This is a genomic window from Achromobacter spanius (genome assembly GCF_002966795.1).
Classification (GTDB): Bacteria; Pseudomonadota; Gammaproteobacteria; order Burkholderiales; family Burkholderiaceae_B; genus Achromobacter; species Achromobacter spanius_D.
The window spans coordinates 4,624,554-4,639,366 of sequence record NZ_CP023270.1; the positions used below are offsets into that span (position 1 = coordinate 4,624,554).

The 14,813-nt window shown below is 59.9% G+C and carries 8 protein-coding genes and 2 rRNA genes; 3 read left to right on the plus strand and 7 right to left on the minus strand.

Annotated elements, in window-relative coordinates; translation table 11 throughout:
* Positions 1-100 precede the first annotated feature (100 nt).
* From CLM73_RS20945 to CLM73_RS29275, 3 genes are all read right to left on the minus strand, one after another.
* Positions 101-2,985: ribosomal RNA gene (locus CLM73_RS20945) — 23S ribosomal RNA — on the minus strand.
* A gap of 342 nt (positions 2,986-3,327) precedes the next feature.
* A 16S ribosomal RNA gene (locus tag CLM73_RS20950) occupies positions 3,328-4,858 on the minus strand.
* The 16S and 23S rRNA genes sit together here, the layout of an rRNA operon.
* A 1,014-nt stretch (positions 4,859-5,872) precedes the next feature.
* Entirely contained in the window at positions 5,873-6,244 is a 372-nt protein-coding gene (locus tag CLM73_RS29275) for a hypothetical protein (RefSeq protein WP_234015705.1), read from the minus strand.
* A 120-nt stretch (positions 6,245-6,364) separates the two neighbouring features.
* Here CLM73_RS29275 and CLM73_RS20960 point away from each other — a divergent pair, with 120 nt between their 5' ends.
* The gene (locus tag CLM73_RS20960; protein WP_105240073.1) at positions 6,365-7,288 is read left to right on the plus strand and encodes a LysR substrate-binding domain-containing protein; all 924 of its coding nucleotides are present in this window, start codon (positions 6,365-6,367) and stop codon (positions 7,286-7,288) included.
* Positions 7,289-7,442: 154 nt separating this feature from the next.
* On the opposite strand, the gene CLM73_RS20965 is transcribed toward CLM73_RS20960, so the two are convergent.
* Complete coding sequence (locus tag CLM73_RS20965) at positions 7,443-8,960, minus strand: acetyl-CoA hydrolase/transferase family protein (RefSeq protein WP_105240074.1); 1,518 nt, start codon at positions 8,958-8,960, stop codon at positions 7,443-7,445.
* A gap of 247 nt (positions 8,961-9,207) precedes the next feature.
* Here CLM73_RS20965 and CLM73_RS20970 point away from each other — a divergent pair, with 247 nt between their 5' ends.
* Both CLM73_RS20970 and CLM73_RS20975 read left to right on the plus strand, forming a co-directional pair.
* Positions 9,208-10,134, plus strand: a complete 927-nt coding sequence (locus CLM73_RS20970) for a LysR family transcriptional regulator (RefSeq protein WP_105240075.1) — start codon at positions 9,208-9,210, stop codon at positions 10,132-10,134.
* A 227-nt stretch (positions 10,135-10,361) separates the two neighbouring features.
* Positions 10,362-12,776, plus strand: coding sequence for a DUF3772 domain-containing protein (locus CLM73_RS20975; RefSeq protein ID WP_105240076.1), 2,415 nt, complete (start codon positions 10,362-10,364; stop codon positions 12,774-12,776).
* Between the two features lie 22 nt (positions 12,777-12,798).
* Here CLM73_RS20975 and CLM73_RS20980 read toward each other — a convergent pair whose 3' ends face one another.
* From CLM73_RS20980 to CLM73_RS20990, 3 genes are all read right to left on the minus strand, one after another.
* Positions 12,799-13,491 (minus strand): hypothetical protein, encoded by a 693-nt coding sequence (locus CLM73_RS20980; RefSeq protein WP_105240077.1) that lies wholly within the window; start codon positions 13,489-13,491, stop codon positions 12,799-12,801.
* Between the two features lie 44 nt (positions 13,492-13,535).
* Positions 13,536-14,012, minus strand: a complete 477-nt coding sequence (locus CLM73_RS20985; RefSeq protein ID WP_105240078.1) for a hypothetical protein — start codon at positions 14,010-14,012, stop codon at positions 13,536-13,538.
* Between the two features lie 336 nt (positions 14,013-14,348).
* Positions 14,349-14,747 carry a hypothetical protein gene (locus CLM73_RS20990; RefSeq protein ID WP_105240079.1) on the minus strand — a complete coding sequence of 133 codons (399 nt, stop codon included), beginning with the start codon at positions 14,745-14,747 and terminating at the stop codon, positions 14,349-14,351.
* Positions 14,748-14,813: the final 66 nt, after the last annotated feature.

Consider the following 14,813-nt stretch of genomic DNA (forward strand, 5'->3'; position numbering starts at 1 on the left):
GGTGTAATTGTGTTGGCTGGCTGCTGACGGTGCAGCCAGTATTTTGTATTGAACGACACTTGGAACGCTATATCACCAGGTCAATAACCATCAGTGTTATAGGATCAAGCCTCACGGGCAATTAGTATCGGTTAGCTTAACGCATTACTGCGCTTCCACACCCGACCTATCAACGTCCTGGTCTCGAACGACCCTTCAGGGGGATCAAGTCCCCGGGATACCTAATCTTCAGACGAGTTTCCCGCTTAGATGCCTTCAGCGGTTATCTCTTCCGTACTTAGCTACCCGGCAATGCCATTGGCATGACAACCGGTACACCAGAGGTACGTCCACTCCGGTCCTCTCGTACTAGGAGCAGGCTCCGTCAAGTATCCAACGCCCACGGCAGATAGGGACCAAACTGTCTCACGACGTTTTAAACCCAGCTCACGTACCTCTTTAAATGGCGAACAGCCATACCCTTGGGACCGGCTACAGCCCCAGGATGAGATGAGCCGACATCGAGGTGCCAAACACCGCCGTCGATATGAACTCTTGGGCGGTATCAGCCTGTTATCCCCAGAGTACCTTTTATCCGTTGAGCGATGGCCCTTCCATTCAGAACCACCGGATCACTATGTCCTGCTTTCGCACCTGTTCGACTTGTCAGTCTCACAGTCAAGCACGCTTATGCCATTGCACTATCAGCACGATTTCCGACCGTACCTAGCGTACCTTCGAACTCCTCCGTTACACTTTGGGAGGAGACCGCCCCAGTCAAACTGCCCACCATGCACTGTCCCCGATCCGGATAACGGACCAAGGTTAGAACCGCAAACAAACCAGGGTGGTATTTCAAGGATGGCTCCACGTGATCTAGCGACCACGCTTCAAAGCCTCCCACCTATCCTACACAGGCCGGTTCACAGTCCAATGCAAAGCTACAGTAAAGGTTCATGGGGTCTTTCCGTCTAGCCGCGGGTAGATTGCATCATCACAAACACTTCAACTTCGCTGAGTCTCAGGAGGAGACAGTGTGGCCATCGTTACGCCATTCGTGCAGGTCGGAACTTACCCGACAAGGAATTTCGCTACCTTAGGACCGTTATAGTTACGGCCGCCGTTTACCGGGGCTTCGATCAAGAGCTTGCACCCCATCACTTAACCTTCCGGCACCGGGCAGGCGTCACACCCTATACGTCGACTTTCGTCTTTGCAGAGTGCTGTGTTTTTAATAAACAGTCGCAGCCACCGATTCTCTGCGACCCCATCATGCTAAGCGCGCAGGCGCTTCACACTACCGGGGTATACCTTCTCCCGAAGTTACGGTATCAATTTGCCGAGTTCCTTCTCCTGAGTTCTCTCAAGCGCCTTGGAATATTCATCCCGTCCACCTGTGTCGGTTTGCGGTACGGTCTCGTACAGCTGAAGCTTAGAGGCTTTTCTTGGAACCACTTCCAATCACTTCGCAAGCAATGCTCGCTCGTGCCACACCCTTGATTTACGCGCCCGGATTTGCCTAAGCGCCATCTTCGATGCAGCAACAGGGACATCCAACACCCTGATGATCTTCCGCGATCCGTCCCCCCATCGCACTGTACGACGGTGCTGGAATATTAACCAGCTTCCCATCAGCTACGCATCTCTGCCTCGCCTTAGGGGCCGACTCACCCTGCGCCGATGAACGTTGCGCAGGAAACCTTGGACTTACGGCGAGGGGGCTTTTCACCCCCTTTATCGCTACTCATGTCAGCATTCGCACTTCTGATACCTCCAGCAGCCTTTACAAGCCACCTTCGCAGGCTTACAGAACGCTCTCCTACCGCGTGCACTAAAAGTGCACACCCGCAGCTTCGGTTTATCGCTTAGCCCCGTTACATCTTCCGCGCAGGACGACTCGATCAGTGAGCTATTACGCTTTCTTTAAAGGATGGCTGCTTCTAAGCCAACCTCCTGACTGTCTATGCCTTCCCACTTCGTTTCCCACTTAGCGATAATTTGGGACCTTAGCTGGCGGTCTGGGTTGTTTCCCTCTTGAGTCCGGACGTTAGCACCCGGTGCTCTGTCTCCCAAGCTGTACTTGCGGGTATTCGGAGTTTGCCATAGTTTGGTAAGTCGCCATGACCCCCTAGCTATAACAGTGCTCTACCCCCCGCAGTAATACTTGAGGCACTACCTAAATAGTTTTCGGAGAGAACCAGCTATTTCCAGATTTGTTTAGCCTTTCACCCCTATCCACAGCTCATCCCCTAATTTTTCAACATTAGTGGGTTCGGTCCTCCAGCACGTGTTACCGTGCCTTCAACCTGGCCATGGATAGATCATCTGGTTTCGGGTCTACACCCAGCGACTGAATCGCCCTATTCGGACTCGCTTTCGCTACGGCTTCCCTATTCGGTTAACCTTGCCACTGAATGTAAGTCGCTGACCCATTATACAAAAGGTACGCAGTCACCCCACAAGGAGGCTCCTACTGTTTGTATGCATACGGTTTCAGGATCTATTTCACTCCCCTTCCGGGGTTCTTTTCGCCTTTCCCTCACGGTACTGGTTCACTATCGGTCGATCACGAGTATTTAGCCTTGGAGGATGGTCCCCCCATCTTCAAACAGGATTTCACGTGTCCCGCCCTACTTGTCTTACGCTTAGTTCCACACACAGAATTTCGTCTACAGGGCTATCACCTGCTACGGCCGGACTTTCCATTCCGTTCGACTATCCTGCGCGCTAAAACGTAAAGGCTCATCCGATTTCGCTCGCCACTACTTTCGGAATCTCGGTTGATTTCTTTTCCTCGAGCTACTGAGATGTTTCAGTTCACCCGGTTCGCTTCCACTAGCCTATGTATTCAGCTAGGGATACTGCATTGCTGCAGTGGGTTTCCCCATTCGGATATCTGCGGATCAAAGCTTGTTTGCCAGCTCCCCGCAGCTTTTCGCAGGCTACTACGTCCTTCATCGCCTGTGATCGCCAAGGCATCCACCATATGCACTTAGTCGCTTGATCCTATAACGCTGTAGGCTATAGGACCTGAGTATTAGCGTTTGTGCCGTTCATAAGTTTCAAAGCAGTCTGAGGCTTATCACCCCAGTCTTGAGAACTTGGAACAAAAATAATGCAATCACAACCCGTGCCCATCTTCATCAGCAATGCTGATTACTTGATGAACACATTTTCGTTGTGCTTCTTCCAGATTGTTAAAGAACAAATATAGCTGTTGGGTAAAACCCAACTCATAGCACTGCAAGCAGTGCTATGAGTTAGTTTCTACGCTGCGCCAACTAATTGACGCCAGCTACAAAAAACAACCGATAAGAGTGGACGCTTAACACGAGCACGTAAGCTCTGAAAGGAGGTGATCCAGCCGCACCTTCCGATACGGCTACCTTGTTACGACTTCACCCCAGTCATGAATCCTACCGTGGTAATCGCCCTCCTTACGGTTAGGCTAACTACTTCTGGTAAAACCCACTCCCATGGTGTGACGGGCGGTGTGTACAAGACCCGGGAACGTATTCACCGCGACATGCTGATCCGCGATTACTAGCGATTCCGACTTCACGCAGTCGAGTTGCAGACTGCGATCCGGACTACGATCGGGTTTCTGGGATTGGCTCCCCCTCGCGGGTTGGCGACCCTCTGTCCCGACCATTGTATGACGTGTGAAGCCCTACCCATAAGGGCCATGAGGACTTGACGTCATCCCCACCTTCCTCCGGTTTGTCACCGGCAGTCTCATTAGAGTGCCCTTTCGTAGCAACTAATGACAAGGGTTGCGCTCGTTGCGGGACTTAACCCAACATCTCACGACACGAGCTGACGACAGCCATGCAGCACCTGTGTTCCGGTTCTCTTGCGAGCACTGCCAAATCTCTTCGGCATTCCAGACATGTCAAGGGTAGGTAAGGTTTTTCGCGTTGCATCGAATTAATCCACATCATCCACCGCTTGTGCGGGTCCCCGTCAATTCCTTTGAGTTTTAATCTTGCGACCGTACTCCCCAGGCGGTCAACTTCACGCGTTAGCTGCGCTACCAAGGCCCGAAGGCCCCAACAGCTAGTTGACATCGTTTAGGGCGTGGACTACCAGGGTATCTAATCCTGTTTGCTCCCCACGCTTTCGTGCATGAGCGTCAGTGTTATCCCAGGAGGCTGCCTTCGCCATCGGTGTTCCTCCGCATATCTACGCATTTCACTGCTACACGCGGAATTCCACCTCCCTCTGACACACTCTAGCTCGGTAGTTAAAAATGCAGTTCCAAAGTTAAGCTCTGGGATTTCACATCTTTCTTTCCGAACCGCCTGCGCACGCTTTACGCCCAGTAATTCCGATTAACGCTTGCACCCTACGTATTACCGCGGCTGCTGGCACGTAGTTAGCCGGTGCTTATTCTGCAGGTACCGTCAGTTTCCCGGGGTATTATCCCGGGACGTTTCTTTCCTGCCAAAAGTGCTTTACAACCCGAAGGCCTTCATCGCACACGCGGGATGGCTGGATCAGGGTTTCCCCCATTGTCCAAAATTCCCCACTGCTGCCTCCCGTAGGAGTCTGGGCCGTGTCTCAGTCCCAGTGTGGCTGGTCGTCCTCTCAAACCAGCTACGGATCGTCGCCTTGGTGAGCCGTTACCCCACCAACTAGCTAATCCGATATCGGCCGCTCTAATAGTGCAAGGTCTTGCGATCCCCTGCTTTCCCCCGAAGGGCGTATGCGGTATTAGCTACGCTTTCGCGTAGTTATCCCCCGCTACTAGGCACGTTCCGATACATTACTCACCCGTTCGCCACTCGCCACCAGACCGAAGTCCGTGCTGCCGTTCGACTTGCATGTGTAAGGCATCCCGCTAGCGTTCAATCTGAGCCAGGATCAAACTCTTCAGTTTAATCTCTGTATTTGTTTCGTATTCTTGGTCTGAATAAATCCAAACCAGGTCATACGTCGCTACTCAAAGGAAGTGAGGTATGTTCTTAAACTTGACGTCTAAGGCACTTCACTTCTAGTGAGCACTTGATTTCTTGTGCTTGCGATTCAGGCCGAAACCCAATCGCTGCACTCGCATCAAGCGCCCACACTTATCGGTTGTTTAATTGTTAAAGAGCGGTCTTACTAAATTCTGTACTGCTAAATTTTGTACTGCTGATTTCTGCTCTCAACTTCGGCCAACTTCGCTTTCGCGCCGTCGCTGTCGTTGCAGCAGAGAAACGAGATTATGAAGAAGTTTTTATCGCTTGTCAAGTCAGCTTCGCTTTTTGCTTTCGCAGTTTGCTTCGCTTTCTTGCGGCGACCTCTTCAGGTCTCGCCAGGACTTTCGCCCTGCCCTAGCAGCTATCGAAACGTCAGGGTAAACCCTAATTTTTCAGCAACTGCCAAGCCCGAAACTATAGCACAATTTTTGCGGATCTTGCAACTGGCTTCTGCCTAATTTGCGTCGATTCTTGCAATAACCGCGGAGCGCTCATTTCTGATTGCTGTTGCGGCAGGTGAGGTTGGGTTGCCCCGCTTCGCCTGTTGCACTTGCTTGGCTTCGCGTCTCAAAACTGTCTGAGCTGCGAAGGAGCGAGACTATAGCACAGAATTTTGCGCTGTCATGCCGGTGTCGCAAATTATTGGTTCGGCGACGCGGTCGGTGGCAACTCGTCCCCTGTGGAGACCGGCATGCGGCTTTGAGGGAAAGGCTAGTTCTATATAGAGGGGGAACTATCGAGGGAGGAATCGAGCCGCCACGACCTCTGGGACACGAAGGCGGAGGGTGCCGCTGGCGGCCCCTCCGCTTGTGCGAGGTGGAGACGTTAGAGGAAGCCTTGTTCGCTCTCTCTATATATAGATGAACTGCGAGGCGGATAGGAGCGAGCATCAAGGCGGCGCGTTTCGCTTGCCAAGTTGGCCTGGCTCGACGCTACCAGCGGATGAAATCCACATGGCGAAGCCGGGTCAATTCGCGGCGGACGGTGGCTTCGTTGACCAGCCATTGGGGTGCGCCCACGTCGTTGAGCATGTGCGGCTCCATGTCTTGGGCGATGTTGCGCATGCGCGCCGCGTTGCGGTGGGCAAGGTAGGCATTCCACAGCCGAGTGAGGAAGCCGCGATCGGGTGCTTGCGCGATTTCCAGCACTGCTACGGGTGAAGAGGCCTCAGGTGAAGGGGCCACGGTTGCAGGGGCAGCAGGTAAAGAAGCAGTTGGTGCGGACGTGGCCGATGCGGTAACAGGCACCGGCTGGCGAGGTGTGCCGACCAGCGGAGAGGTCGGCATGAAAGATTGCGCGGTCATAACAGGCTCCTTTTGCACCGTTTTGGTAAGCGTAATCGCCCAATGACCGACTGAAAATCCAATTGTTTTGGCCCCATCGGTAAGCTACGATGACCAAAAAACTTTCTTAGAAGATCTGCCATGCGCTTGCCGCTGAACACCCTCCCCGCTTTTCGCGTTGTCGCGGAACTGCAGAACCTGCGCGCTGCAGCCGAGCGGCTGCACCTGACACATAGCGCCGTGAGCCAGCAGATCAAGGTGCTGGAGGAGCAGATCGGCTTTCCGCTTTTCGAGCGAAGCGGCCGCGGCATTGTGTTGAACTCCGCTGGCGCGGCGCTGTTGTGCAGCGTGCAAGGGGCCATGGCGTTGCTTGATGAGGGTTTGATGGCGGCGAGTGCGGCGGCTAGTGGACGCGAACAACGGTTGCGCGTGTCGGTATTGCCGTCGTTTGCGCAGCGCTGGCTGTTGCCGCGCATGGCGCGGTGGCGCGCACGGCATCCGGAGCTGGCGCTGGAGATCGAGACGTCCCAGCAACTGGTCGACCTGGCGCGGGACGGGTTTCATGCCGCGCTGCGGATCGGGCAAGGGCCGTGGGCCGGCGTGGAGTCGGAGCCGCTGTTTGACGTGCCGTTGCCGCTGATCGTGCTGGCTTCGCCCGAGACGATGGACGCCCTGCCCGACAATTCACCCGAAACGCTGGCGCGCCAACCTTTGCTTGGCGAACGCGAGCTCTGGCAGCATTGGTTCGCGGCGGCCGGGTTTCCGACGCCGGTCACGCCCGTGGCGTCGTTCAATGATGCGGGGATGATGCTGCAGGCTGCCGAGCAGGGGCTGGGCATCACGCTCGGCCGCGAACTGCTGGCGGCGGATGCACTCTGTGCCGGGCGGCTTGTGCAGGTGTCACCCGTACGCGTGCATTACGAACTGGGGCAGACCTACCACCTGGTGTATCGGCCGAGCTTGCGGGATTGGGCACCGCTGAACGCGTTCAAGCAATGGCTGCGCGACGAACTGGAAATGTCACGCCAGACTCTGGTGACCTCAAAGCCCGAGGACGAAAGCTAGGGCCCAGGCGAAAAAAAAGGTAAAGCGGCGGGCAGCAGCTTTACCTTGACCAAAACGCGGCGCCCGGCAGGACATTGCCTTGAAAGCCTGGGTTCGCTTCGCTCGAAAGACCAGGCGGACGCCGCGACGGCGGCAGTCAATCTGTAGTCGTGCTTCAGGCAGCCTTGCGCGCCGATGCCGCGACAGGCTGCATCGAGTCGGTCTCATTGAACCGCTGGTGCCACGAAAACGCTTCTTCCAGCAGGTGCGGCGTTTGGCCGCCGCGTGCGCACGCGCGATCGAAATAGTCTTGGAGCGCGTCCCGGTACGAAGGATGCACGCAGTTCTGGATGATGGCGCGGGCGCGCTCGCGCGGCGCCAGACCGCGCAGGTCAGCCAGACCGCATTCCGTGACCAGCACGTCGACATCGTGTTCCGTGTGGTCGACATGGGACACCATCGGCACCACGCTGGAGATGTCGCCATTCTTGGCCATCGATTTGGTCACGAAGATCGCAAGGTGGGCGTTGCGCGCGAAATCGCCCGAGCCGCCGATGCCGTTCATCATGTGCGTGCCGCCGACGTGCGTGGAATTCACATTGCCGTAGATATCGAATTCCAGCGCCGTGTTGATGGCGATGATGCCAAGGCGCCGCACGATTTCAGGCGCGTTGCTGATTTCTTGCGGACGCAGCACGATGCGTTGGCGATAGTGCTCCATGTTGGCGAGGATCTTCTCGTACACGGGCTTGGACACGGTGATGGACGACGCCGAGGCGAATGCCAGCTTGCCCTGGTCAAGCAATTCGATGGCGCTGTCCTGCAGCACTTCGGAATACATGATCAGGTCCTCGAAATCAGACGATTCGAAGCCGTGGAGGACCGCGTTGGCGATGGTGCCGATGCCTGCCTGGAGCGGCAGCAGCGCGTTTGTCAGGCGGCCTGCGTCCACTTCGCCGCGCAGGAATTGGTTGATATGTCCCGCGATCGCGTTGGTCTCGGCGTCGGGCGGCAGCGCGTTGGAGGGGCTGTCGGGCTCCTGCGTGATGACGATGGCGGCGATGCGGTCGGGATCGACCTCGATGCAGGTCTGGCCGATGCGCTGGTCTGCGGACATCAGGGCGATGGGCTGACGGGCGGGACGGTCGCCCGGAATGTAGATGTCGTGCAGGCCTTCGATGGCTGCAGGCACGCTCAGGTTCAGCTCGACGATGATCTTGTCGGCCTGCTGCACGAACGACGCGGAATTGCCCACCGACATCGTCGGCACGATCGCGCCGGATTCGGTGATGGCGGCGGCCTCGATGATGGCCACGTTGATGGGCCCCAGATGCCCCGCCCGCAGTTGTTCCACCGTCTCGGACAAGTGCTGGTCGATGAAGGCGATTTCGCCTTGATTGATCTTGCGGCGCAGGGTCGTGTCGACCTGGAACGGCAGACGCCGTGCAAGCGCATTGGCCTGCGCCAGCATCTTGTCGGTGTCGTGACCGAGCGAGGCGCCCGTGATCAAGGTGATGGCCAGCGGTTCACGCTCGGCGCGCGCCGCCAGCGCGGCCGGCACCGATTTACAGTCGCCTGCCCGCGTGAATCCGCTCATTCCGACGGTCATTCCGTCCTGAACCAGTAAGGCGGCCTGTTCGGCTGAGGTGATCCTGGCGTGCAGGTCGGCGTTGCGGATCCGGTCGAAAGGCATGGTGTCTCCAAATTCAAAGGCTGGCGGCTTAGGGCCGGGCGCGGCGAAGGCGTCCGCAGCGCCCGGGCACCGTCTGACGCGGCGTTTCCCGAGGTCCCAAGGGCCGTGGATACGGGCGTTGGGACGATTTTTCGGCAGTATAGGAAGCCAAGAGCAAATCTCGTAATGACTTAAACTCATCCAATTCAGTCGTTTTATTCATCATTTGGATTTTTCTCGCGCACGGCGCGAAAGGGTCGGCTTTCCCATGGACGTGCGCGCATTGCGGTATTTCGTCGAAACCGTCAGGCATGCCAGCTTCACGCAGGCGGCCAGATCGCTGTTTGTCACGCAGTCCACGGTCAGCAAGATGATCCGGCAGCTGGAAGAAGAAGCCGGCACGCCGCTTCTGATCCGTGACGGGCACACCGCCCGCCCCACCGATACCGGCCGGGTCATGTACCAGCGCGGCCTGCAGGTGCTGGAGACGATGCGCCAACTGTCCGAGGAAATGCGCCAGACCGCGGAACTGGGGCGCGGGGCGCTGGAGGTGGGCATTCCGCCGATGATCAATCTGCTGTTCACCCCGGTCGTCAAGCGATTCCGCGAATTGCATCCGGGCATCCACCTGACGCTGCGCGAAGGCACAGGCCAGGCGGTGGAAGGCCTGGTGGCCAGCGGCGAACTGGAGGTCGGCGCCACCATCTTGCCGGTCGCTCCTGACGGAGGCCTGGCCGCGCAGGCCTTTGGCAGCTACCCCATCTGGGTGATCGGACCGCCCGACGCGCCGTGGGCCGGAAAGACCTCGCTGCCACTGAATGCGCTGCGCGAAGCGCGCTTGCTGATTCCCACCGACGACTTCGCAATCACCCGGCGGTTGCGGCAGGCGTTTGCCGATGCTGGACTGCAGCCCAGCATCGCGGCGCAAAGCGCGCATTGGGATTTTCTGGTGGCGATGGCCTCGGCGGGACTGGGCGTGGCCCTCTTGCCCGAACCGCTGATGCAGCGGATGAAGACGCGGGGCCTGAGCACCGCGAAGCTCGCGAAGTCCGGCATTCAATGGGAAGTCGGCCATATCTGGCTGCAGTCCGGCTACCTGTCGTTTGCCGCTCGTGCATGGCTGCAGGTCTGCGACGCCGTGCTGGGCAAGCCCCGAATTCGGGCTGCACGCGCGCCCGATCGCCAACCGAAGTGAATCCAAACGTTCGGCTGGTAAATATGGGTTGCGAGCGCCGCCATGACGGGCCAGTCCCTGGGTGCAGATGCGCAGATCCGCCCCCCATTTCACGGCCCGCAAGCGTAGGCTAGACGGCGGGCGGCGGCCGTTGGGAATACAGGGACGCAAGGCGAGTTTTTGTTGCAACGGCCGGGGCGGCAGCTTGTTATGCTGCCGCCTCCACGCGAGGAACTCGCTTCAGAAACATGATCCCGACCACGCACCCTCTGCCCTTTCGCGCCCGCCGACTCCGCGCGCCCAACCTGGCGGCGCTGCTTGCTGCGCTGCTGCTGGTGTTCTGCTTTCTGCCCGCCTTTGCCGCGCCGCCCGCCGCCCCTGCCGATACCGAGGCCGTACTCGCCGCGGCGCGCAAGCAGATTGACGAAATCCGCAAGCGGATCCCCGACGAAACGGACGACGCCGTGCTGCTCAAGCAGCGCGGCGAGGCGCTGGACATCCAGTCCAAGGCGGACGCCGCAACTGAAGCGCTGACGCCGCAACTGGCCAGCGTGACCGCCCGGCTGAGCGAACTGGGCACACCGCCGGATGGCGCCAAGGAAGCGCCTGATGTGGCGGCGCAGCGGGCGCAACTGGAAAAGAACAGCCGCGCGCTGGACGCGCAGATCAAGCTGGCGCGGCTGCTATCGGTGGATGCCGGCCAGACGGCCGAACAGATTTCAGCCCAGCGGCGCAAGCAGTTTCAGGCGCGCTTGGGCGAACGTCGCGATTCCTTCCTTTCTGGCCAGTTCTGGACCGAATTCCGCCAGGAGTTTCCCCGCGATCTGGGGCGTCTTGAGGCCTTGCGCGACGACCTGTCCACCGCCGTGGGTCAGACGCCGAAATGGGGATGGCTGCTGCTCGCCATCGTGGCGGGTCTGGCAATTGCGTTGCGCGTCTGGGTTGGCCGGTATCTGCTGCAGCTGACCGCGACGCGCGTGCCGCCCGGACGGCTGCGGCGTTCGTTCCTGGCCGTGGCCTTGGTGGCCTTGTCGGTCGCCACCCCCGGTGTGATTGCCCTGCTGATCCAGACCGGCCTGGACTGGCGGTCCCAGCTTTCGGACAGCACTGATTCGCTCCTGACCAATCTGGTGGCCACGGTCTGTTTCGGCGGTTTCGTGTCGGGGATGGGCTACGCGCTGCTGTCGACCAACCGTCCTTCGTGGCGCCTGCCGCCGGTCAGCGACATCGTGGCAAACCGCCTGCGCTGGCTTCCCGGCACGCTGGGCGTGCTGGTGGTCCTGATCTGGCTCGCAGAACGGCTGCCCGTGCTGCTGGACGCCAGTCTGACGACGACCATCACCCTGACGGGCATCGTGGGCGTGCTGAGCATGGCGATGCTTGCCGCCGTGCTGTCCATCAGCCGCCGCCTGCGCCGTCAGGTCATGCAGGACAGCGAAACGCCGATTCCGCTGTGGGTCTCGCTGATGCTGGCTGCCATATGGACGGTGCTGATCGTCAGCCTTGCCAGCCTGCTGCTGGGCTACGTGGCATTCGGCAGCTTCCTGGTCAAGCAGGTGCTGTGGGTGCTGATCGTGCTGGCTTCGGCCTATCTGGCATCGACGCTGGTCGAGGACGGGTTCAGCACCTTGCTGGGCACGGCGCACCGGGACAGCGCGGAAGGCGATGGGCCCAGCATGCGCGATCAGGCCGCGGTATTGCTGTCCGGCCTGGGCCGCGTGGCGATCGGGCTGCTTGCCATCATTCTGGTGCTGGCGCCATTTGGCGAAGCGCCGATGGATCTGGTGCAGCGCTTCGACCAGCTTCGCAAGGGCCTGGCGATCGGCGAGGCGCAAATCCGGCCCGGCGCGGTGCTGCAGGCGTTGATCGTGCTGGCGCTGTCGCTGCTGAGCGTGAAGATGCTCAAGCGCTGGCTGTCCAACCGCTATCTGCCCACCACGGAACTGGATCCGGGCATGCAGTTGTCTGCCGCGACGCTGTTCGGCTACGGCGGCTTCGTGCTGGCCGTGGCGTTGTCGCTGTCGGCCGCCGGGATCGGACTGGAACGGGTCGCGTGGATCGCCAGCGCGCTGTCCGTGGGTATCGGTTTCGGTCTTCAGGCGGTCGTGCAGAACTTCGTGTCGGGCCTGATCCTGCTGGCCGAGCGGCCGGTGAAGGTGGGCGACTGGGTGTCGCTGGGCGGCGTCGAAGGCGACATCCTGCGCATCAATGTGCGCGCCACCGAGATCCAGATGGGCGACCGTTCCACAGTGATCGTGCCGAACTCCGAATTCGTGACGAAAACGGTGCGCAACGTGACGCGGTCCAATCCGCTTGGCCTGGTGCAGATCAAGCTGCCCATGCCCCTGTCGACGGACGCCGAGCAGGTGCGCGAACTGATGCTGCAGGCGTTGGCGGATCACGAGGACGTGCTGGAGTCGCCGGCGCCCAACGTCTTCCTGGACGGTATCGACGCAGGCCATCTGATCTTCAATGCAAGGGGCTATGTGTCGTCGCCGCGTGCCGCGTACGGGGTGCGCAGCGCGCTGCTGTTCACGGTGCTCAAGCGCCTGGACGAGGCCAAGCTTGAAGTGTCGTCCCCGCCGACCATGCTGCTGGCGTCGGCGCCGGAACCCGCGCAGGCGCCTGCGCCCGTCGCGGTCCCGCCGCCCGCCACGCCCTGATTGCCGTCATGCGACGGCCGCTTCAGCCGGGAGAGTACAGGTCGGCAAACTGTTGCCGCTCCACGCGAGGGTTGCGCAGTGGCGGCGCGGTGAACGCGGCGCTGCGGGCCGACAGCACCGGGTAGCCCTGCGTGACAGGCGTCATCGGCGCCTGAGGCTGCGTGGGCGCGGCGCCCGCCGTCTGAACCGGCGTCTGCGGCGCGACCTGCGCCACGGCGCCGCTGTCGAACCGATGGTCCGCCGTCGTCAGCGCAGGATTGGTGCAGAGCCCCTGCGCCACCAGCGCCGCCTTGGTGCGATCGTCGGTCTGGCACAGGATGTCGATGGCCGCGGTTTCCAGACGCCGCGAGCGATCCGCGTCCTTGGTCGATGCCGCCGCCTGCATCGTGCGCTCGAAGTTGCGGCGCAGGCTGCATTTCTGGTCTTCGATCGGAATCGCGACGTTCATCCCGAAACCCACCACCGAACCGCCGCCGCCCGCCGACACCATGCAGCTGTCCGACGAGAACGAGCCGTAAAAGCTCTGTCCGCCAACCGGCGGCGCGCTGCGCAACGTGCTGGTCCCGCTGTTGCTTGAATTCAGTGTGATGCCCTGGTTGTTGCCCGCGTTGGTCGACCCGGACGATGCCGACGTCGTGGAACTGGACGTGCTGGTCTGCGCCCCCGCCGACATGGCGGCGAGCGACAGGGAGATGGCTAGAACTATGCTCTTCATGATGTCCCCTCGCCCGGACGGCCGAAGCCGTCCGGATAATTGGGTCAGCGATTGAACCCAACGACATGGCCCACCGAGCCGATGCCGTGTATCGACCCGAATGCGCCGATATTTGCCGCGTGGAACGAGCCCGTCGCCGACGCGCTCGTTTCCGTCTTGCCAAACGTCGCGCCGCCGTTGGCGATGCTGTCGCCGACCATGATCGGCGCGTTGCCCGACACATGCCCGTACGATTCGCTATTGGCGTACTGCCGCGTGCTGGTGACGACTTGCGTGCCGTCGCGGCTGAACGATCCGCCGACCTCCGCGATGCCGCCCGTGCTGCCGAACGACGTCTGGCTCGACGAGCCGTAGCCGTTGACCTGGGTGGCGACCACCGAACTGCCGGTGGAGATGGATGAAGCGGTACCGTTGATGGCGCCGGCGTGACCGGTCACCGAACCTCCGACCTGGCCCGGGCCAGTGGCGTAAGCCGATGCGGCGAACAATGACAACGCGGCGACTGCTGCGAGCTTTTTCATTTGAGCTCCTCCTGATCCGTCTGCACGGATGCACAGGTGCCGGAGACCGACCGGCGCGGACCGTTACTACCCAGGAACTGCGCCTTGCATTGGCAGGGCGTGGGACTTTCGTATTGGTACGGAATGATTGCGCCGTCCTAGGCAGGTCGGTATCGGTTAAACGAACGACCGGGTCTTTCTGGAGGATGGACTCGCGAATTACACAAACCTGAAAGTGGAGATGGCAGCCTCACGCGGCCATGCGTATGGATGACACGATACGTGCGTCAAGCCCAGCTTGCAGGCGGCATTCAGCTCAAAGGATGGGACCGGTCGCGTGAGGCTCACGCGTGATATCTAACGCGCCAGACGTAGCAGCCAGCCGGTCTCGCGACGCGCCAGCATCAGGTCGACGGCTACCAGCACAAGCAGAAATCCGCATTCGGCCACGTACAGATTGGCAAGCACCTGATAGCTTGCCAGCAGGACGATGCCGGTGACGCCGGCAAGATATGCGGGCCAGGCGGGTGGTAACCCGGACGCAGGGTCACGCGTGCGGCGCGACAAGCACAGCCAGGCGACGAGCGGCAAGCCCAGCATCGACAGCGGAATATAGATGGCAATGGCCGACAGCAGCACCGCGACGCCGAATTGCGTATGCAGGTACAGCGACATCAAGGCAATGACGCCGACGCCGACATACCAAAGGAGGCGAATGGAAATGAGACGAGTCAATGTGACGGCTCGGTGATTCATGAAGCGGGCTTGTAGCGAAGTTTTCGGCCATACTACTCCCGCCTTGCCCACCCCCTTCAATCGGAG